The following is a 21,697-nucleotide window of genomic DNA, read 5'->3' as shown; positions in this document are numbered from 1 at the left end:
AATATTTTACATCTTGTCCTCTGATTGAAATTTTATTCATCGTAAAGGATTGATTAATAGATGAATGTATTTATGGCATAAAGATCGTAAATAAGAATTACCGAGAATGGATATTTATACTATAAGAAACAATGCTAAGACATAACTTAAAAATTTTCTTTCGAAATATTAAGAACAATAAGGGAACCTTTCTGATCAATACATTTGGTTTGGGTATTGGCATAGCATCCTTTTTATTGTTGGCTCTTTATGTGCACAGTGACCTAACCTACAATCACTTTCATGACAATTTCGAAAACATTTATAGGGTAAGGGATGATAATTCTTTTCAGACCAAAGGGCCTTTATTGCCCAAGTTATTTGAAGACATACCTGAAATAGAAAATGGCACAAGAATCTTCGATTGGGAAAGGTTTCGCATGAGTCATGGAGAGGTGGCTTTTCAGGAAAACATTTTTTACGTAGACGAAGGTTTTTTCTCCGTTTTTACTTTTCCTTTCTTAGAAGGGTCAGCTAAAAATACAGTAAAGGATAAATATGGGGTGGTAATCAGCTCGGATTTTGCCAAAAAGTATTTTGGAGATGAACCAGCATTGGGTAAAAGATTGCAAATTAAATTTGAGGACCTGTTTTTGGAGGTCAAAGGAGTAGTTGCCATTCCTGCGAATTCATCTGTTCAATTTGATATCGTAGCTTCTTACGAAACTGGAGAAGAAATTTCCCCTTGGATCAAAGATATTCATGACTGGTACAATCTTTTTTCCATAACTTATGTGCAATTAAAGGATGGTATTGGCCCAGAAGTGATCGATGGAAAATTACAACAAATTGTCAAAGAAAATTACCTGCCCATAGGTCAAAATGAAACAGTCATCAACCTATTGCCTTTTGGTGAATACCATGCAGCTGAAGAGTCCAACCAAACCCTAATTGTCATTCTTAGCATTATCGCTTTTGGCATCATTAGTATAGCAATTGTCAATTTTATCAATTTAACGATAACCAGTGTACTCTCCAGAATTAAGGAAATTGGGATCAAGAAAGTACATGGGGCCAGCAGAAGTGATCTCTTTGGACAAATAATGACCGAATCTTTTGCAGTCAGCTTTATCGCTCTGTTTTTGGGTCTTGGCTTAATGGCCCTATTTCTTCCTACCTTCAATTCACTCTTTGATACGGATTTAAATTTCACCCCCTTCCAAAATCCTGTTTTTCTATGGATTCCTCTCATGATTTGGGCAGTAGTAGGGATTTTATCTGGTCTGATACCTTCAATGTTTTGGGCCAAAGGAAAATTAACAGAAAGCCTAAAAGGCATTGCCTTTTCAGGAAAACGGTCTTCGGGTGCCAGGCATTCTCTTATCGTTATTCAATTTTCTATAGCCATTGTTTTGATTTCAGGGACATTTTTAGTGCGTAAGCAAGTCAATGCCATGATGGAGAAAGATCCTCTATTTGACACTGAAAATGTAATCATTACAGAATTGCAACCCTGGCAATTTCCAGATATGGAAAAAACAAGTAATGAATACAAGCGAATTGCCGCGGAGATAGAAGCAAGCCCCTTGGTGGAAACCGTAAGTTTTTCCCAGTGCATACCTGGCTATTATAGTGAAAACTACAATGTTTTTTATCCTCAGGGAGATAATTTACTGGAATCAATACACCTTCGAAAAGCCTATGTAGGAGAGAATTATTTCAAAACCTTTGGCATCCAATTTTTGTCTGGTGGCGGCTTTGAAAAAGGGTCTGTAAATTATGAGAATGCCATCATTCTTAATAAGACAGCGACTCAGGAATTAGGATATAAAGCAGCAAGTGGTCAGGTACTAAATGAAACTTCCACAACTGGTGATATCAGAAAGTTGGTCGGAATTGTAGACGATTTTAGTTACCAGGGTGTCCAACACAAGTCTCAACCTCTGGCCCATATATTCTCTGAACAAGAAGATTTCACCAATTGGGGATACTTTTCTATTAAGGCCCGGAAAGGAGCGAGCCTTCAAGTCCTTGATCTGTTGAAACAAAAATGGGGCCTTGCGTTTTCAGGAATTGAACCTAAATTTTACTTTGCAAATGACAAGCTAACCGAACAATACAAAGAGTACATTAAAATCAACACCCTTGTGGCCTGGTTTTCTATTCTTGCCATTCTGTTGTCTTGTATGGGCTTGTTTACATTGGCAGCATATGCCATGGCCAAAAGAACCAAGGAAATTGGCATTAGAAAAGTAAATGGCGCAACAATTTCCGAGATTTTAATCCTCCTCAACAAGGATTTTCTAAAATGGGTATTATTGTCTTTTTTTATAGCTGTTCCTATAGCCTGGTATGGCATGTACCGTTGGTTGGAAGGATTCGCCTATAAAACAACAATCAGTTGGTGGGTATTTGGCTTGGCGGGTACTGTTGCAATTGGTATCGCAATACTGACAGTCAGTTGGCAGAGTTTCAGCGCTGCAATTGCCAATCCTGTGGAAGCTTTAAAAGAAGAATAGCAATATACATTCAAACCTTTAAACGTTAAATTGAAACCATGCTCATACAATTAAGCAATATTTTCAAATGGGTCCAACAAGGAGGACGAAGGGTTTTTTTATTGAAAGACATCAATCTTGAAGTAGAGGAAGGGGCTTTTATCTCAATCATGGGCCCTTCTGGATCAGGGAAATCGACCTTGCTCAATGTGATTGGCATGTTGGATGTTTTTGATGAAGGTAAATACAATTTCATGGATGAGCCTGTTCATCAACTAAAGGAAAAGCACCGGTCAGCGCTTTATAAAGAATCCATTGGCTTTGTATTTCAAGCCTATCATTTGATAGATGAGTTGACGGTATATGAAAACCTTGAAATGCCTTTGCTTTACAAAAAGTTTGTTGGCTCCGAACGAAAAGCCTTGGTGGCAGATATGCTGGATCGTTTTAATATGGTTGGTAAAAAAGACTTGTTTCCGTCACAGCTAAGTGGAGGACAACAGCAATTGGTAGGTGTAGCCAGGGCCTTGATAGGCAAACCTAAATTGATTTTAGCAGATGAACCTACAGGAAATCTTAACTCAAAGCAGGGGGAAGAAATCATGGCCTTATTCAAACAGTTGAATAAGGAAGGTGTAACGATTATACAAGTAACCCATTCAGAAAAGAATGCTGCTTATGGCAATAAAGTGATTCATTTGCTTGATGGGAGGATGGAGAAAAAATAATATTTTTATCTCGAAGCCGAATTTATAGTCTGGAATCAAAAGAGATGCGCTTCTTGAAAAAAAATAAAACTTCCCAAAAGCATAACAAATGTCAATTTGGGATGGAATTATTTGATTTTGATCAATCGATGATTTTATAATTCGATAATGGAGCTTGGTTAAATGATTGATTGTTAACTAAAAAACCTTTTTCATTTTTATAAAATAACAACCCTTTTTAAGCTAAAAGGGCAAAAAAGTTGAAAAAATCTAAACATTATTAAAGAGTGTGCGTTATATTTTGTGTTATTCACTATATTGCATTCTCAAATTATAAGATTGATATTCGAAAAAAGAACATATAGAAACATTGCTTTTGCATTTTTAGGAATTTTCCTATCCTTGTTGTTTGTGCCTACAATTATAGTCACAGCAATAGATGAAGATGTAAATATTTCTATGATTTTTTCGTTTGCTGAAGAAGAGACTAAGGAGAATGAAGTAAAAAGTGAATTGGACATTGATGATTTTTTTACATCCAATAACTTTCTACCTGAGCATTCCTTTATCAGTAAATTTTCTTCCGACATTAATTTTGAAAAGATATTAACAAGTCTCCATAGTCCGGGCATAATTGTCCCACCTCCTGAGTTATCCTAATTCTTTTGTTAGTCCATGACACTTCTCGTTGTCATTGGTTTTTTATCTATCTGCCTAAGCAAAAATTATTTTGTTAGGGTAAGAATTTCAAACTCATAATACATTTACATGAAAAGTAACAATCTATTTGCACATCTGAAATCAGATGTTGCATCAGGTTTGGTGGTATTTCTGGTAGCTTTACCATTGTGTTTAGGAATAGCTTTGGCATCTGGAGCTCCTTTATTTTCAGGAATAATTACCGGGATTATTGGCGGTATTGTTGTTGGTTTCCTAAGTCAATCCCATATAAGTGTCTCAGGCCCTGCAGCAGGTTTGACGGCAATCGTTTTCGTTGCCATTGCTGATCTAGGCTATGAATCCTTTTTAGTTGCTGTTGTTTTGGCAGGAGCAATGCAATTACTTTTAGGATTAATGAAGGCAGGTACCATTTCTAATTACTTTCCTTCGAATGTCATTGAGGGAATGCTTGCAGGTATCGGAGTAATAATATTTATTCAGCAAATCCCTCTTGCCTTAGGTTCTGACGTAGAAATAAGTTCAGGTTTAGGTATCTTTGCCGATATTTTTGCTGCTTTCCAAGACATCCAACCAGGAATATTGATCATCACAGTTGCCTCTTTGGCAGTACTTATAACTTGGGATAAAACTCCTGCATTGAAAAAGTTAAAACTGGTGCCTGGTGCATTGGTGGCTGTGGTAACAGGCATTGTTATCAATGGTGTATTTATGCTGACGGATAGTTCGTTAGCAGTCACTTCAGAATACATGGTAAACCTCCCTGTTCCTAAAAGTATTGAAGAATTTAAAGGAATTTTTGTATCCCCTAATTATACCGCAATATTCAACCCTGGGGTGTGGATTGTTGCCATTACCATAACAATTGTGGCATCTATTGAGACGCTTCTATGTATTGAGGCGACTGAAAGATTGGATCCATTAAAACGATTTGTTAATACTAACGTAGAATTAAAAGCGCAAGGTATTGGTAACATGATCAGTGGTTTATTAGGTGGATTGCCAATGACCTCTGTGGTAGTTCGTTCCTCTGCAAACGTAAGTGCTGGAGCAAAAACAAAAATGTCTGCCGTCATACACGGATTACTGTTACTTATTAGTGTGTTAAGTATACCTACTATACTAAACATGATTCCAATGGCTACTCTAGCAGCTATTTTATTGATTATAGGGTACAAATTGGCTAATCCTTCTACTGTAAAGCACTTTTGGGAGAGAGGAAAATACCAGTTTATTCCTTTCATCATTACCCTATTAGCCGTTGTTTTCCTAGGCTTGTTAAATGGTGTTGCATTGGGAATGATCTTAAGTGTGATTTTCATCTTAAGAGGAAATATTAAGAAAGCATATTTCTTTAGAAAAGAAGAGTATACGGCTGGAGATGTGATACATGTAGATTTAGCTCAAGAAGTTTCATTTCTTAACAAGGCTGCAATTAAACTGACACTAAATAAACTCCCAAGAAATTCTAACGTTATCATTAATGCCTCCGATACAATTTATATTGCACAGGATGTTTTGGATTTAATCCACGAGTTTAAAATGATTAATGCCAAGGAAAAAGGAATAAAAGTTATATTGGTAGGATTTAAAGATGCTTACCGACTTGACAATGACATTGAAACGAACAATAAAGTATACATTGACAAAAATCTTTTATCAGAAGAAAGAATTAGCCAATTGTTTAACAATTAATTTTTGCCAGGAAATATAATTGGACGTTTAATGTTCGCAATTAAACAATAAAACTTTACTTCTTGGTATTTTATATTCCACTATAGCTGAGGAAAGTATCAAGGGGGTAAAACTCTTATTGAATGCAACATTAAGTCGATTCTTATTCACTTTTCCTGGTTGTATTGATACCCATATTTAAAAAGAAACCAAATAATGAAAGCACATACTGCAGAAACCCAGGCCACAATGACACCTGCCAAGGCTCTGACCATTTTAAAAGAAGGCAATCAACGATTTATAAGTAACCTTAAAATAAATAGAAATTTACTTGAGCAAGTAAATGACACCAAAGATGGACAGTTTCCTTTTGCTGTCGTCTTGAGCTGCATTGACAGCAGAACTTCAGCTGAATTGGTTTTTGATCAAGGTTTAGGCGACATTTTTAGTGTTAGAATTGCGGGGAATGTGATTAACAAAGACATTTTGGGAAGCATGGAATTTGCCTGTAAGCTTGCTGGTACAAAACAAATAGTAGTCCTTGGACATAGTAAATGCGGTGCAATTAAAGGCGCATGTGCTGGTGTGAAAATAGGAAACCTAACAGGTTTGTTAGAAAAGGTTCATCCTGCTATAGATGAAGTTACCATCAAAATGCCTAATACAGAAAAAACCGATGTTGCATTTATTAGAGCTGTTGAAAAGCAGAACGTAATTTCTACCATGGATTTGATTCTACAAGAAAGTCCGGTATTAAGAGAGCTGTATGAAAATGGAGAAATTGGAATGACTGGTGGCTACTATGATGTGGATACTGGAGAGGTAGCATTTATGAAAACTGTTATTGGCGAGCCTTTAACGAAATAAATATGGGAAAAAGCAGTTTTTAGAACCTGAATCATCAATCACTATTCAGCTAAAAACTGCTTTTTCATTAACTTTTTAATTGTGTTCCCTTAGAAAGCATTTATAATTTTAGCTTATTCGAACTTATACCACAATTTTTATAGATACAGGTCTTCCTGGTACTTTGGTGTAGTGAGCTTTACTTTATCCAAATTTCTATTGTTAAGGTTTATTTTCAGCCCTTTATAAAAGAACTCTTCCACTTCTGTTTTATAGATTTCCTGATCTTTTTCACAATCTTCATATTCCTTTTCGTAGATTATTTTCCCTGTAGAAATATTGAAATCAAAGCTGGCCCAATAGTCACAATTTCTCCCATAAATGCTTGTATGGCCTATCAGTTCAAATTCTTCGTTTTGAAACCTGTATTTATCTTTGTAAAACCATTTCCAACTGCTACCACCAGAAAAGCTTATTGTCAAAATACCATTTTCAATGGCTATCTCCTCAAATGGATCACCCATAACGCCGCCTTCCTGACTTTTTAAAATGGCATTGCTGGACTTTTTCCAAACCTGCCATTTTCCGTTCGAATATTTCAGCACTTGAATTTCTCTGACATTCCCATATTCAGAGGGTTCTGAGGTTTCAAATACAAGTACTTTTTCACAGATCTGATCCTTGTCCAAATCTCCAATATCTTCAGCAATCAATTCATAACCATTTGGAATGACTATTTCCTGGCCAAAAGATAAAAAGCTAAGGAAAAGTAAGTAGATAATAAAGGGCAGTTTCATTTTATCGTAAGTTAACATTGAAAATTAATTCAATCTAAGTTAGGTTCAAAAATGTATTTACTTTAGAGGCTTAAAAATTTGTATTAAATCATCAATTGTCGCTTTTCAGCTTCTGTCAATTTACTAAACCTTAGGTAGGCAGCTATTGAAATAATAAACAGAATGGCCGTCGCTACATAAACCCAGTTAGGTACGGGAACTGGATCTCCCTTGGCATAAGAGTGCAACCCAGAAAGGTAATAATTCACGCCAAATGAGGTCATAATTATGGAACTGAAAGCCCATAAACTTGCCAAATTGTAAATTATGGCGTTTCGACTTCCTGGAATAAGCCTCAGGTGTAACACCACAGCATAAATTACAACAGAGATAAGGGCCCAGGTTTCCTTAGGGTCCCACGCCCAATACCTTCCCCAGCTTTCATTGGCCCAGACTCCACCAAGAAAAGTGCCTATGGTAAGTAAAAATAAACCTACGGTGATGGACAGTTCATTGACTACGATTAGCTCTTTCATGGATAGCCACCACCTGGAATTAGGTATTGAAGGTTTAAAAATTAGCAAACATAGGCTTAACAAAGCTATGATTGCTGAAAGGGCAAGTGGTGCATAGCCACTAACAATAATGGCCACATGAATTTTCAGCCAGTAGGAGTGAAGTACCGGCATTAGGTTGGTGATTTCAGGATTGAGCCAGTCCAAAAAGCTCACAAAGAGTAAGGTACCAGAAAACAACAAACCCAGCGGAACAGTGAAATGTGATTTCCTTCCAAATATTAAACCAAACAAGAGTACTCCCCAGGCTACAAAAACCAGCATCTCGAACCCATCACTCCAGGGCGGATGCTTGGCAATGTACCAGCGAAGTGACAAGTGTAAGGTAAAGACTACCCAGCCAATCCAAGCCAATAGCACTCCAGCCTTCCAACTAATTCTTAGTGCTTTGCCAGAAATAAACAATGCCGTAATTGCCAGGCCTAGCATCAGCAAACCCAATAACCAGAAATATCCAAACAGCCGATTTCCAAGCTTTAGCTTGTTAAACAGCAATTCACCTTTGATTTCGGCTTCTTTTGGATAGACCGCTTTTCCAGCCTCCTTCTGATACAAATCTATATAGTCAAAGGCTTCATCTGCTTTTTCCCAATTTCCAGTTAATAAGCCTTCCTTAAGGTTGCTTAAATACAACTTACCAATGTTTTGTACAAAAATGGCATCCTCCTCCTCAAAACCGTTGGTGAACTGGGAACTGGTATACCAGGTGTGATTGTCATCCAATCGGTTGGGATATAATTTTAGGAAATCTCCAATCAATACAGCATAAAAAATATTGAATCGTTCATCTGTTTTTAGCAATTCCTTATGACCCTCATTTCTTTCTGAGGGTTTAAGTAGATTGGCCTTTTCTACCAATTCGGAGAGTAAATAATTGCCCTCTTCATCTACAAAATCCATAAAATTAAGGTGCCCAGTGGGAGTTTTACCTAAAGCCTGAAACACTTCCAGGGACTTCTTTTGGTTCACTTTTATTAAAGGCAAGCTACTAAAATAGGCTGGCTCCAATTGAACCGCGAGTAAAAACTGTTCCGGGCTAAGAACGATAGTTTCTCCTTCATTTTGAATTTCAATTTCAGCCTTGCCACTAAGTTTTCGGGTAATTTCATTGGCCAGTGTATTCAATGGTTTCATTCGCCCATCCAGGTCCTGAACAATCAGTTTGCCATAAGCTTCTGCTTTCTCTTTTGGCACTACAAAACTTTCTGGAGACCTGTTTTCTTGACCTTTAACAGCAAAAGAGAGAAGGCTCAAAAGAATAGTCAAACTGGTTCCTGCTGAAAGCTTGCCTAGTCGACGCTGTAGCATATTGAAGCGACTGTTTTTCGCAAATAACGTCAAGAACATTCCTAAGCCTAAAAATAAATAGCCGATATAGGTCAGGTAGGTTCCTGGTCGGTCCTGATTGATGGTGAGGATGGTGCCTTGTTCGTCAGCGTCGTAGGAACTTTGATAAAATCGGTAACCTTTATGATCCAACACATTGTTCATAAAGATTCGGTAGGGCCATGATTCCCCATTGTCTTGTACCATCACTTCGCTGGCATAACTTTCAGGACTTTGGGAGCCAGGATAGCGTTTGAGGTCAAAGGTGTTTAGGTATAGAGAAAAAGGAAGCTTCTGTGCTTTAGGCCCATAGGTCATGTGGTAGGTGTTATCCCCAATATTAAATGCTATCCAAGCGGGTTTATAACTTACTTTTGGAAAAAAATCCGAAGCCAGTTTGGTGTTTTTTGAGTCATAAAGACTCATTTTTAATGCATCTGCATAGTTTTTAGCTATCTCTGGATCTTCCTCAGGTATATAACTAAGGCTCACATTTTCTTTAATGTCTCTTACGACCAGTGCGCCCGTTTCCCATTGGTAAAGAGATCTAAGTTTTAAAGTTTCCACTGAATTGGCATGCAATACCCCAATCTGTTGTGTAGCCATTTCCATTACTTGAAGGTGAACCTCTGATGCTATTTGCCAACCAGAATCACTTTTATAAATTCTCAGTGGAGCATTTCCTCCTTCTTGCATTTCCAGGCTTATGTCACCTAAAACCAAAGTTTCTCCATGTCTTAACATTTGATCTTCTCTTGTTCCTTCGTTTACAAAAGAAAGCTCAATAATGGTTTCAGAACCCGGAATAAATGAACTCTTGGCAGCTGGAATATATTCCTCTAAAACCAACTCAAATTCTTGACCATCCAAGATTAAATCATAGCTCGTAGGTTTAAATGTTTTGGACGTAAATTCAGCTCCTTCACTGTAATGCACACCAGCTCCACCTTCTAATTGTAGGTGATTTTCACTGCTGTAATAAACGTTCTCTGCATTTCCTGTGCGTATATGAATAACTCCTTCTTTACTAAATATCCTGGTGACACCTGCACCGACAATAATGACGATAAAGGCAATGTGAAACATTCCCAACGGTAGCTTTTCTTTGCTTAATAATTTGTACTGGCCAATATGGGTAATGAAATTTATACAAAGCCAGATCATAATTAATTCAAACCACCAGGCTTCGTAAAACAGGGCTCTGGCTACGGCTGTACCATGGTCATTTTCTACAAAAGTGGCAATACCCATTGTTACAGCAAGTATAAAAAGAAGCAACACGGATACTTTGGTGGAGAGAAGGAATTTCATAGGGCTATTTTAAAGGGGTACACCAATGAATTTGGCTTTATTGTTAGGCCTGAATACAAACATAATATAGGCCCAATTCTGATTGCTTTTAAGGCTACCATTGTTCTGAATATGTTTAAAAGTATCAGAAGCAATGAATTGACTGTAACCTGCTTGAATGGAAACGGACTCACTGATCACCTTGCCTACAGAAAGGTCAATCTCCGAACCAAATCCCTTGTCCAACTCAGGCCCACTGTAAAGTTCCTCGAGTATGGTTGCAGTACTGGCAAAGTGATGATAATCCCCCTGAATCCAAAAGCCAGCATCAAAATTGTACCGTGTTCTGAGATAAATGTCTCTTAAACCCACTGAATTAAAGTGATTGCCTACATAGAACAAATCCATAAAACCATTAAAGGCATGGTTGGTACCATATAGTGGCGCGAATGACTTGTTTTTCTGCTGGCTATTTGTTGGTGTTCCACTTAACAGTTCAAAACCAGCTGTTGCGGTGTATTTGGAGCCACTCTCCTTGTTTTCGGTCAAAGTTTGGGTAATATGCGCACTTAAATCGTAAGCGGAGGTAGACCTGTTAAAGACATCTTTTCCAAACTGATAATAAAAATAACCAGAAAGCTGTGTTGTTGGAAGGTTGTATTTTAGGGTTGGCAACGCCAAAGTCTGTAAATAACGAATACCTTGACTAGTATAGTTGATATTATTTGTTTCCTGATACTGCCTGCCATCATTCCAAAAGAGTAGGGCATAGTTGAATTTGCCGGCGCTGTTTTCATACCTGGCAAACTGTGCGGCTTTGTATTGGTTAGGGGTAGTAAAAACATTACCACTAACCTTTTGGCTGTCTTGGTTAAAACCCATTCCAAAATGTAATTTGGCATTTTCCTTTTCATACTTCATCAAAGCAAAGTCGTGAGACCTGGCTTGGAGGGCCCAATCCAGGTTGCCAAGAAATCGTGCATTGTCATAATTTAACTCTTGCCTTCCCAGCTTCAACTTCCAGTGTTCGCCAAAATCAACTTCTGCCCAAGCCTCATGCATAGATAGATAATTATCTGAAATATTGGCAGTAGAACTGCTTCCCCAAGTACGAACATCTTGAATGCTCATAAAGAAATTTAAGCGATCTACTTTGTAATTTGCCTGAATTCGTGCTCTATGTGCGATAAACCCAGCAGGGTCTGCACTCTCATTCAATAATTGATTGTAGCCATGTCGGTATTCGCTTCGGACAAGCATTTGCCCATCAATTGAAAATTGGGCAAAGCTGTGCTGTTGGGAGCAGAACAATAACAGTAATGCTCCCACTATAATATTAGACCTTTTCATAATGGTGGAATTTGGTCAGTATTTTATTTGATACTGACTGTTTGAATTTCTTTTTTGCTTCTCTGGCTTTTCCTTCCTTGAGCCATTTAGGGACAACTTGCTCAAGGAAATCCTCCTTGGCAGCAAAGTCTTTTTCTATGTCAAAGCCGATATAGGCTTGCAAGGCATCTTTTGAAGTGAAATCAGGCATTTCTACAGGTTTGTTGTGGCCAAGAGTAGCCAACAGCCTGGCAAGTTCAATTCTGGCTTCTTGGATAATTCCAGTAGCTGAGGTCACAATTCTACTTGTTTCAAGTGGGGCATGAAAAGCAGCACCATGAGAGGCTACAGAATAATCCCATCTCCATTGTGCATGTCTGATGCCTTGCTGAATAGTACTCATTTGATCCTGTGTGGCTCCCAATTCCCAAGCTTTTGCAGCCTCTATATGGGCCATGGCTATTTGTCGCTGAAGTTTGGAAGTACCCTCTTTTACCTTACGTTGTCGCTCATAGACATCCGTGATCAAATCGTCTACTTTTTCCCTATGGCAAACAAAACAGCTGTTCTCTACATTGCTCAGAGGTGAGCCAATATTGTGGTTGGTGAACTTCTGACCTCCTTCAGATTGGTAAGGCATGTGGCAATCCGCACAACTTACGCCTCTTTTGCTATGCACACCCATTTTATATAATTCGTAGTCTGGGTGTTGGGCTTTTAACATTGGCGTTTTACTCAATGGGTGCGTCCAATCAGAGAATCCAGCTTCATCATAATAGGCTTCTGCACTTTCCACGTCCATGCCGTCTTTCCATGGAAAGGTAAGGTAATTGGCATTTTCCGCCCCAGGCTTCTTCTTGTCGAAATAATATTCCACATGGCATTGGGCACAAACCAAGGAACGCATTTCCTGGTGAGAGGCTTCGTTGATGTCTTTTCCCATGGCCTCATAAGCTTCTATAAGCGCTGGCCTTGTCACTGTAAGTTTCATCGTCTCTGGATTGTGACAATCGGCGCAGCCAATAGGATTGATTACTTCTGCTCCCAGGTCTGAGAATTTTTGACTGTAATACTCCGTTACACCCATTTCCTTCATTAGCCGGGGTACATCAGGACTTTTACATGTCCAGCAAGTACTTGGCATTGGACCTTCACCAGCATTCATTGGTGCCCCTGTTCTTAGTGTTTCATTGATGTCAGAGATGGCATGATTGTGGCCCTTAGGTGAGTTATAGTCTTTACTAAATCCATAACCGGCCCATAGAATTACCATCTCAGGTTCCGCCCGAAGCATGTCTTTATGTCCACTCGTATTGAACATGCTATGAAAGGTGGTGTCCTTGGTTTTCATATAGGATTGGTATTGCCTCGGGAAATTCAACCCCCAGACAGAATCCCTTGGCTCTATTCCTTCAATTTCAACTTTTGGTTGGTAGGCAAACCTGGCTTCAGATTTACGGTCTAAAATATTTACGGCCAAATAAGCCAAAAGGAATACGATTACTGCCGTTGCTAAAAAGAGAATCCAGTTTTTCATGACACTTTAAGTTATTTATCCTTCGATGTTTTCATTGATTTTTTAAGCCATTCAGGAACAATGCTTAGATCCGAAGGACTGTATTCTTTGATGGGTTCTATTTGTGCACCTACTGCGGAGAGACTTCTTACCCTACCATGAGGCACTTCACGATGACATTCCCAGCAGGTTCGGTCTGTTCTATTTTCTTGGTGGTTGTCTACAAAGGCTGCGGTTTTAGCATCTGTAACCTGGTCCTGATGGCACCTAATGCAGTTGTCTTGAATAACAGCGATAGAAGGGGGTAAGGCCCTGATCACCTCCGGTTCGGCCCTGGCTGTAAATACGGAAGCATGATAAAGCCCATCTTTGGCCTTGAAAAAGTATTTGTTGAAAACATTGTCATGAGGAACATGGCAGTCATTACAATGGGCTACCTCCCTATGGGAACTGTGCGTCCAGGTAATGTATTGTGGTCCCATAATATGGCAATTGACGCAGGCCTGAGGATCATCCGATAAATAAGAAGTGGCATTGCTAATGTCCAGCAAAAAAAATCCCAATCCAACGATCAGTGCTACCAAAAAAGTAGCTCCTGTTCTCCACTGCCTGGGAGGAACCAGACTGTATTTAAATAAAAAACGCTTGATATTGACCTTCATAGCCTTCGCTTTAATTGGTAATCAAAAATAAGCCATTTGTATTTATAGAAACCTGAGAAAAGTCAGTTTTGAACCTGTTTTTTGCTCGTACAAATCAGGTTACTAATTAAATATTATTTAAAAATAAAATATATAAATAATTTGGTATAATTAAAATTAATAAGTGTAAAATTGTTAAATATATATTTTTTATTGGTATTTATATAGGAGCTTTTTTTGTGTTATAATATTTTATAATGTAAGGTTTGGAATTAACTGTTCAGGTTTTGCTTTAATACTATTCGTGATTTTACAGAATTAGAAAAATCCTATTTCATGATTATTTCTTGAGAATAAATAAATATTTTGAATTATGAAATTAGTAGGTTGATGTGTATTATAAAATTAGCCTTTTAAAAAAGTTAATTTTGAAGTGCCTGCTGTTCTTATTATATTCAATTTGATCTCTTCTCAGTTTGACCTGATTTAATGAAAATTGAAAAGGAAGAGAAACGTGATACAAATGAAGAAGAAAATACAAACCAACTCATTTATTGGGCCATTGTTAGGGATTCTATTCCTTTCAATCGTAGGCTGCGCAAATGAAGAGGTGGGAGAAGCCAGTCTGGAGCCATTTCCTGATGTAGTCAGTTATAATTTCCATATTCGACCCATTCTTTCTGACAATTGCTATGCTTGTCATGGTCCTGATGCCAATGCAAGAGAAGCAGGCTTAAGGTTGGACCTGGAAAGTGAGGCTTATAAAGCTCTGGCAGAAAATCCTGGTGTCTTTGCACTTGTTCCCGGTAAACCCCATCAATCCGAGGTCTACCTACGCATCAATTCCGAGGATGATAACGAAATGATGCCCCCTCCGGATTCAAACCTTAAACTGACCAATAGAGAAATTGAGCTAATAAAAGCCTGGATCAAAGAGGGAGCCGTTTATGAGCAACACTGGGCTTTTGAGCCTCCTAAATACCATGAACCTCCTGCAGTAGAAAATAAGGATTGGCCGATCAATGAGATTGATTATTTCATCCTTAAAAGGCAGGAAGAAATTGGATTGAATCCGAACGAACCTGCTTCTAAAGAAAACCTATTAAAGCGTTTGAGCTTTGACCTAACAGGCCTTCCGCCTACGCTGGAAATGATGGACCAGTTTAATAGTAATGAGGACCCTGATGCCTATGAGACCATGGTGGATTACCTTCTGGCTCAAAATGCTTATGGTGAGCGCATGGCTGTTTATTGGATGGATCTCGCCAGGTATGCGGATTCCTACGGCTATCAACTGGATAATTTTAGAACCCAATGGGCATGGCGCGATTGGGTAATTCATGCTTTCAATAAGAATTTATCCTATAAGGATTTTATTACCTGGCAATTGGCGGGTGACCTTCTGGAAAACCCAACCAAAGAACAAATCTTAGCAACAGGCTTTAATAGAAACCATAAAATAACGGAGGAGGGCGCTGTGGACGAGGAAGAATACCGGATAAGCTACGTGACGGACAGGACCAATACCGTTGGCAAAGCGCTCTTGGGAATCACCTTTGAATGTGCTGCCTGCCATGACCATAAATTCGACCCTATCTCACAGAAGAATTATTACGAAGTGTTTTCATTCTTCAATAATATCGATGAGTTAAGGACCTCAACATCGGCCATTGATCCCTTGGCCGGCACACCTGCCTCCTATGCAAAAAAACCTTATATAGAAATAACGGATGAAGATGCATCGGGTATATTGTCTTTTGTAAACAAGCAGGATACCAGCAAATTAATTGTTTCCGTAATGGGCGAACTGGATACCCTACGGAACAATTATATTTTAGAAAGGGGCGTTTTCAATGCTTTTGGTAAGGAGGTATTTCCTGCTACTCCAGAATCCATTTTAGGCTTCGATCCCCAATACCCCAAAACCAGACTAGGGCTGGCCAAGTGGTTGTTTGATGTAAAGAACCCACTTACTTCCCGGGTTTTTGTGAACAAAATCTGGAAAGAAATTTTTGGAAGAGGAATAGTCAATACTACCGGTGATTTTGGAATGCAGGGAGAAATGCCAAGCCATCCGGAGTTATTGGATTGGCTGGCCATTGATTTTATGGAAAATGGCTGGGACATTAAGCGGCTGGTAAAACAAATAGTAATGTCTGCAACCTATAAACAATCTGTTGCTGTAAGTCAGGAAAAAAGGAACAGGGATTCGGAAAACAAGTTCTATACCTATGCTTCCCGCAACCATTTGAAGGCTGAGTTTATAAGAAACATGGTTTTGTCTTCAAGTGGTCTTTTGGTGCCGGAAATTGGTGGGCGAAGTGTGAAACCTTACCAACCAGATGGACTTTGGGAAGCTGCTACCGCTGGAGGTTCTACTTTATCAGAATATACCCAGGACCATGGAGAGAATCTTTACAGAAGAGGCTTGTATACCTTTATGAAAAGAACAGTTCCTGCGCCTTCCATGCTAATATTTGATGCCAGCAATCGGGATCAATGTGAAACGGAACGCTCTTTTACCAATACCCCATTGCAGGCGCTGGTAATGCTTAACGACCCTACGGTTCTTGAGGCTTCCAGGGTTTTGGCTTCCAGATTGATCAACGAAAAATCCAGCGAAAAGGAAAAAATCAATAAAGCATTTCGATTAATTCTTTGTAGAAAACCCAAAACCAAAGAGTTGGAACTGCTGGAATCTTACTATAAGGAAAAGCTAGCTTCGATTACGGAGGCGGATGCCATCGAATTGGCGTCAATTGGTGAATATCCTCAAGAGGATAAGGTGGACAAGCAATCAGTAGCGGCCCTTATGCAAGTAATTTCTACAATGTACAATATGGAGGAATCCATAAGCAGATCTTAGACAAATGGAGAAAGAGATATTAGAATACGGGCTGAATAGAAATAGAAGAAGGTTCTTGTCAAAATTAAGCCTTGGTATTGGAAGTGTAGCCTTAGGATCCCTGCTTATGCCCGATCTTTTCGACAAGGCAGGAGGTGCTAAAGATTTGGAAATGGCTATTCCGGGCTTACCTGACTTTGCGCCAAAAGCCAAGCGGGTGATTTACCTGTTTCAAAATGGTGCCCCCTCACAATTAGAATCTTTTGATTACAAGCCCAAGCTCAGGGACATGCAAGGCCAGGATTTACCTGCTTCTATCCGTGGAGACCAAAGGCTTACGGGCTTTACTGCTAATCAGGCTTCATTACCATTGGTAGGTTCTTTTGTGGACTTCAAACAATACGGCGAATCCAGGGCCTGGGTAAGTGATCTTTTCCCCAAAACCGCAGAAATTGTAGATGACATTTGCATCATAAAATCCATGCATACGGAGGCCATCAACCATGATCCTGCACTGACCTTTTTTCAAACCGGAGCACAACAAGGCAATAGACCCAGTATGGGCTCCTGGCTTAGTTATGGTCTGGGAAGTGAGAACCAAAACCTGCCTTCTTTTACGGTATTGATTTCCAGAGGGGAAGGCAATAGCCAGGGTGTTTATTCCAAATTGTGGTCCAATGGTTTTCTGGATTCCATCCATCAGGGCGTACAGTTCAGTAGTGGGGAAGACCCTGTTTTGTACCTCAAAGATCCCAAAGGGCTAAACCGATTAGACAGGCGTGACATGCTGGACAAGCTGGCCCAATTGAATCAGTGGTCTTATGAGGACATTCATGATCCCGAGATCAACACTAAAATTCAGCAGTATGAAATGGCTTACCGCATGCAAACTACGGTGCCTGAGACATTGGACATTTCCAAAGAACCCCAAAGCATCATAGACATGTATGGGGAAGACTGTAAAAAGCCAGGTACTTTTGCGGCCAATTGTTTATTGGCTAGGAAGTTATCAGAAAATGGCGTCCGCTTTGTACAACTCTATCACCAGGGTTGGGACCAGCATGTGAATTTACCGAAAGAGATCACTGGTCAAGCCATGGATGTAGATCAGGCTTCCGCTGCCTTGGTAAAAGACCTGAAACAAAGGGGATTATTGGATGAAACACTGGTTGTCTGGGGAGGCGAATTTGGGCGGACCAACTTTAGTCAGGGAGAAATAACCAAAGACAATTACGGTAGAGACCACCATCCAAGGTGTTTTAGCATCTGGATGGCCGGAGGAGGCGTCAAACCAGGGATCGTTTATGGGGAAACGGATGAGTTTGGGTACAATATAACAAAAAATCCTGTTCACGTACATGATTTTCAAGCCACCCTTTTACACCAATTGGGTCTGGATCACGAAAAATTGGTATATAAACACCTGGGCAGAAGGTTCCGGTTGACGGATGTTTCGGGGCATGTGATCAAGGATATATTAACTTAGCCTAATAATCCCTATAGTTGGTTTAAATTACTAGCTATTAGAAGAGGCCATCGATTTACTTCGTTAACAAAGTATTTTACGTATAAAAGACCAACAAATAATCAATTTCAAACCTTAACAAACAGCCCAAAATTTATGCATAGGTTTTACAATTTTTTCAAGCCCGTTGCCCTTCAATTTCCTTATAAAAATCATTGTTTCCCTTTGAGGATCATTGTTTTATTTTGTGTTTTGGCTGGTAGTTTAATGACAGTCAAAGCACAGACAAAGGATTGGAGAAATATTGAAAATGGCCGGATTATCCCTGACAAAAGCTATAGTGATCAGCCTTATATCGTAAAAACGAATGATGGAGCCTGGTTGTGCGTAATGACCACCGGATCGGGCCATGAAGGAGCCACTGGACAGCATATCATCAGTCAGAGAAGTTTTGATCAGGGAATTACCTGGGAAGAAATGATAGAAATAGAGCCTTCAGACGGCCCTGAGGCATCTTATGCGGTGCTTTTGAAAGCCCCTTCGGGACGGGTATTTGTGTTCTACAACCATAATACCGACAACCTTCGAGAAGTAAAAGGAGATGATCCTCCCTATAAAGATGGGATTGTAAAAAGGGTGGATAGCCAGGGCTATTATGTGTTCAAATATTCGGATGACAATGGAAAATCCTGGTCCAAACAAAGGTATACGATCCCAGTTAGGGAATTCGAAATTGACCGAAAAAACCCTTATAAAGGTGATATAAGGTTTTTTTGGAATGTGGGGAAGGCATTTGCTCATGGAGGAAGTGCTTTTGTTCCTTTGACGAAAGTGGGGGGATTTGGAAATGGATTTTTTACCTCAAATGAAGGCGTATTACTAAAAAGTGACAACCTCTTGGATGTGGCCGACCCTGCCGATGCCAATTGGAATACCCTGCCAGAGGGAGACCTAGGCTTGAGAACGCCAGAGAATGGAGGACCAATATCGGCTGAACACAGTTATTCTATTCTTAGCGATGGTTCTTTCTTTGTGGTTTACCGTTCATTGGATGGGCATCCGGTGTACAGTTATAGCCGGGATCAGGGGAAAACCTGGGACAAACCTCAATACATGCGATTTGCAGATGGTGGCTTGATGAAAAACCCAAGGGCAGCCAATTTTGCATGGAAATGTGAAAATGGTAAATACCTCTATTGGTTTCACAATCATGGGGGAAAGTTTATCAGGGAACATCCCAACCCAGGAGCTATCGGCTACAATGACCGCAACCCAGTTTGGGTGGCAGGAGGTGTAGAAGTGGATGGGGAAGCTGGTAGAGAAATTCAATGGAGTCAACCGGAGATTTTACTATACGATAATGATCCTTTGGTTCGCATGAGTTATCCTGACCTGATAGAAGAGGATGGCAATTATTTTATTACTGAAACCCAGAAGGATATTGCCCGTGTCCATCAGATTGACAATGCCTTTCTAGAGCGACTTTGGGATCAATTTGAAGCACCTGTACGGGTTAGGGATGGCTTATTGATTAATTGGTTAGGCCAGGGCAAAAGTTTACCGCAAAAACTTCCGGCACCAGCTGTTCCAACCTTTCGGATTAGAGATACCAATACTGCTGATTACAGAGGGAAAAGCACCAATGCTGGATTTACCATTGAACTGGGGTTTTTGCTTCATGAAGTGAAAGAAGGGCAGGTTTTGGCGGATACCAGAGATGCATCAGGTAAAGGTTGGTGGCTAAGCATTTCCGATAAAAATAACCTACTGTTTCAGATGAACGATGGACAAACCCAGGTTTCCTGGAGCAGTGATCCCGGTACCCTACAACCGAATACCCAACATCAGGCAAGTATCATAATAGATGGAGGCCCAAATATTATTGCATTTGTAACAGATGGCCGTTTCAATGATGGGGGAGAGCACAGGCAATTCGGCTGGGGAAGGTTCAGTCCATTTTTCCAATCACCAGAAGGCTCAAGTACTTTACTACTAGGTTCAAGTATATATGGAGAATTGAGTTATTTAAGGTTTTTTGATAGGGCTTTGATGGTTTCGGAAGCCTTGGCTAGTCAGAAGTTTGAAGAATAAAGGAAGGGTGATAGAGTGATTTGGTGATGGGGTGATCTAGTGATCTAGTGATGGGGTGAGAAGGGTGATTTTGTGATGGGGTGATGGGGTTAGAAGTGGGTAGTAGTTCTGTTGGTATAGTATGAAAATGAGGGTTATGCTTTGGAATTAGATTGATTTCTTTTAAAAATTAATTAGCCTGGTTTTGGCCAAATCATTTAACTATATATTTTCCATCATAAAAATGTTTTTAGAAATATAGTGAAGCTGTTCAAAAAAAATGAAAAGATGATATGCTATCATAGATAGGAAGAAAGTGTTATTTTCTTTTCCCTCAAATCACCTATTTTAGGTTAGAATTAAAATTAAGATTCCATATAAATTAGAGTAAAAGTCCGAAATACTCAATTATCTGTATTTATTACCTCCTATTTTTTGTATTTGAAAAGCTTTTTATATTATTATGAGATTTAGTTTTAATAAATCACATTATATTCTATGAAAGAATTTTCAAGTGATCACGTAATGGATTTTTGGAAAAAGGAGTATTCATCTAAACTAAATAAACACTCCAAATACAATCCAACTCAGCAATTTCATCATATAGCCAATATGTGTGCTCCTGGAAAATTCTTTTACTATATTTTAAATATTAACGAAATAAGTTTAGACTACATTCACCCTAATGTTGAAATTGTTATGGGGGTAAAACATGAAGAGGTTACGATGAGTAGCTTACTTGGATTAGCATTACCAAAAGAATTGGAAATAATATTAAAAAAGAAAAATAATATCTGAGTTTATTTCAACTTTTTCAGATCATAATGAATTACTTAATTACAAAATAGTATACACTTATAAATGCAAAGGTATAAAGGGAAATATTCAAACCATGATGATTCAAACAACGGCACTCTCACTTTCTGAAACCGGTAAAATTGAACATTTTTTCGTGATTCATTCAGATATCAGTCACCTTGGAAATGTAAGTACGGATTGGATATCCTTTAGAAGCCTTAACGGTAAAAAATCATACTTAAAAATCAAAGCACATCACGGACGATTTGACCCAAAACTAGCCAATCTAGAAAATTTTTCTTCTACTTCAGGTCTAACTAAACGAGAATTAGAGATTGTAAAACTGATGAGCCAAGGTCTGAGTGCAAAAGCAATTTCAGAGAAACTACATATATCCTTTAATACTACGCGAACCCATCGTCAAAATATTCTCTCCAAAACAAATGCCTCAAATACAGCTGAATTGATAGCGAAATGTCTTTCAGAAGGGGTTCTTTAAAAGAAAGGAATTCGTTATTGTATAATAAATACGCTTTTTGAGTTATTGTAAGTGTTAATTTAGTACTGTTTATTGCAAAAATAATATTAAACTTAAATTTTTAGTGTTATAAAATATATTTTATAACACTAAAATTGTAAATATTTAATTTAAATTAAATGTAAAAATTTAATTATTGTTATATT

15 protein-coding genes are annotated in these 21,697 nt (G+C 38.8%); 10 read left to right on the top strand and 5 right to left on the bottom strand.

Features of this window, described 5'->3' with window-relative positions:
- Positions 1–131 precede the first annotated feature (131 nt).
- From ADICYQ_RS12005 to ADICYQ_RS11985, 5 genes are all read left to right on the top strand, one after another.
- On the top strand, positions 132–2,498 hold the full coding sequence (locus tag ADICYQ_RS12005; RefSeq protein WP_020890059.1) for an ABC transporter permease: 2,367 nt from the start codon (positions 132–134) through the stop codon (positions 2,496–2,498).
- A 38-nt stretch (positions 2,499–2,536) separates the two neighbouring features.
- Positions 2,537–3,205, top strand: a complete 669-nt coding sequence (locus ADICYQ_RS12000) for an ABC transporter ATP-binding protein (protein ID WP_020890058.1) — start codon at positions 2,537–2,539, stop codon at positions 3,203–3,205.
- Between the two features lie 318 nt (positions 3,206–3,523).
- Positions 3,524–3,844: a hypothetical protein gene (locus ADICYQ_RS11995; RefSeq protein WP_146947020.1), complete on the top strand. Its 321-nt coding sequence runs from the start codon at positions 3,524–3,526 to the stop codon at positions 3,842–3,844.
- A 108-nt stretch (positions 3,845–3,952) separates the two neighbouring features.
- Positions 3,953–5,557, top strand: a complete 1,605-nt coding sequence (locus tag ADICYQ_RS11990; RefSeq protein ID WP_020890056.1) for a SulP family inorganic anion transporter — start codon at positions 3,953–3,955, stop codon at positions 5,555–5,557.
- A gap of 195 nt (positions 5,558–5,752) precedes the next feature.
- Positions 5,753–6,403: a carbonic anhydrase family protein gene (locus ADICYQ_RS11985; protein WP_020890055.1), complete on the top strand. Its 651-nt coding sequence runs from the start codon at positions 5,753–5,755 to the stop codon at positions 6,401–6,403.
- Between the two features lie 137 nt (positions 6,404–6,540).
- Here the strand turns inward: ADICYQ_RS11985 and ADICYQ_RS11980 are convergent, their stop codons facing one another.
- From ADICYQ_RS11980 to nrfH, 5 genes are all read right to left on the bottom strand, one after another.
- Positions 6,541–7,179 carry a hypothetical protein gene (locus tag ADICYQ_RS11980; RefSeq protein WP_040416034.1) on the bottom strand — a complete coding sequence of 213 codons (639 nt, stop codon included), beginning with the start codon at positions 7,177–7,179 and terminating at the stop codon, positions 6,541–6,543.
- 83 nt (positions 7,180–7,262) lie between these two features.
- Positions 7,263–10,370 (bottom strand): cytochrome c biogenesis protein, encoded by a 3,108-nt coding sequence (locus ADICYQ_RS11975; protein WP_020890053.1) that lies wholly within the window; start codon positions 10,368–10,370, stop codon positions 7,263–7,265.
- Between the two features lie 9 nt (positions 10,371–10,379).
- Positions 10,380–11,699, bottom strand: coding sequence for an alginate export family protein (locus tag ADICYQ_RS11970; protein ID WP_040415981.1), 1,320 nt, complete (start codon positions 11,697–11,699; stop codon positions 10,380–10,382).
- Positions 11,686–13,215 carry an ammonia-forming cytochrome c nitrite reductase gene (nrfA, locus tag ADICYQ_RS11965; RefSeq protein WP_020890051.1) on the bottom strand — a complete coding sequence of 510 codons (1,530 nt, stop codon included), beginning with the start codon at positions 13,213–13,215 and terminating at the stop codon, positions 11,686–11,688. Before nrfA ends, ADICYQ_RS11970 begins: the two co-directional genes overlap by 14 nt.
- Before the next feature lie 11 nt (positions 13,216–13,226).
- Entirely contained in the window at positions 13,227–13,856 is a 630-nt protein-coding gene (gene nrfH, locus ADICYQ_RS11960; protein WP_020890050.1) for a cytochrome c nitrite reductase small subunit, read from the bottom strand.
- Positions 13,857–14,358: 502 nt separating this feature from the next.
- Between nrfH and ADICYQ_RS11955 the strand changes: the two genes are divergently transcribed.
- The 5 genes from ADICYQ_RS11955 (at position 14,359) to ADICYQ_RS11935 (ending at position 21,512) form a co-directional block, all read left to right on the top strand.
- Positions 14,359–16,701 (top strand): PSD1 and planctomycete cytochrome C domain-containing protein, encoded by a 2,343-nt coding sequence (locus ADICYQ_RS11955; protein WP_040415980.1) that lies wholly within the window; start codon positions 14,359–14,361, stop codon positions 16,699–16,701.
- Between the two features lie 4 nt (positions 16,702–16,705).
- Positions 16,706–18,166 carry a DUF1501 domain-containing protein gene (locus ADICYQ_RS11950; protein ID WP_020890047.1) on the top strand — a complete coding sequence of 487 codons (1,461 nt, stop codon included), beginning with the start codon at positions 16,706–16,708 and terminating at the stop codon, positions 18,164–18,166.
- 246 nt (positions 18,167–18,412) lie between these two features.
- A complete protein-coding gene (locus ADICYQ_RS11945) occupies positions 18,413–20,236 on the top strand; it encodes a sialidase family protein (RefSeq protein ID WP_020890046.1) in 1,824 nt (607 codons plus the stop codon).
- A 477-nt stretch (positions 20,237–20,713) separates the two neighbouring features.
- Positions 20,714–21,013: a hypothetical protein gene (locus tag ADICYQ_RS11940; RefSeq protein ID WP_020890045.1), complete on the top strand. Its 300-nt coding sequence runs from the start codon at positions 20,714–20,716 to the stop codon at positions 21,011–21,013.
- A 94-nt stretch (positions 21,014–21,107) separates the two neighbouring features.
- Entirely contained in the window at positions 21,108–21,512 is a 405-nt protein-coding gene (locus tag ADICYQ_RS11935) for a response regulator transcription factor (protein WP_040415976.1), read from the top strand.
- The last annotated feature ends 185 nt before the right edge of the window (positions 21,513–21,697 follow it).

The sequence above is a fragment of the Cyclobacterium qasimii M12-11B genome, from assembly GCF_000427295.1.
Classification (GTDB): Bacteria; Bacteroidota; Bacteroidia; order Cytophagales; family Cyclobacteriaceae; genus Cyclobacterium; species Cyclobacterium qasimii.
Note: the sequence above shows the minus strand (reverse complement) of the source record. Positions and strands in the feature narration are given on the sequence as shown.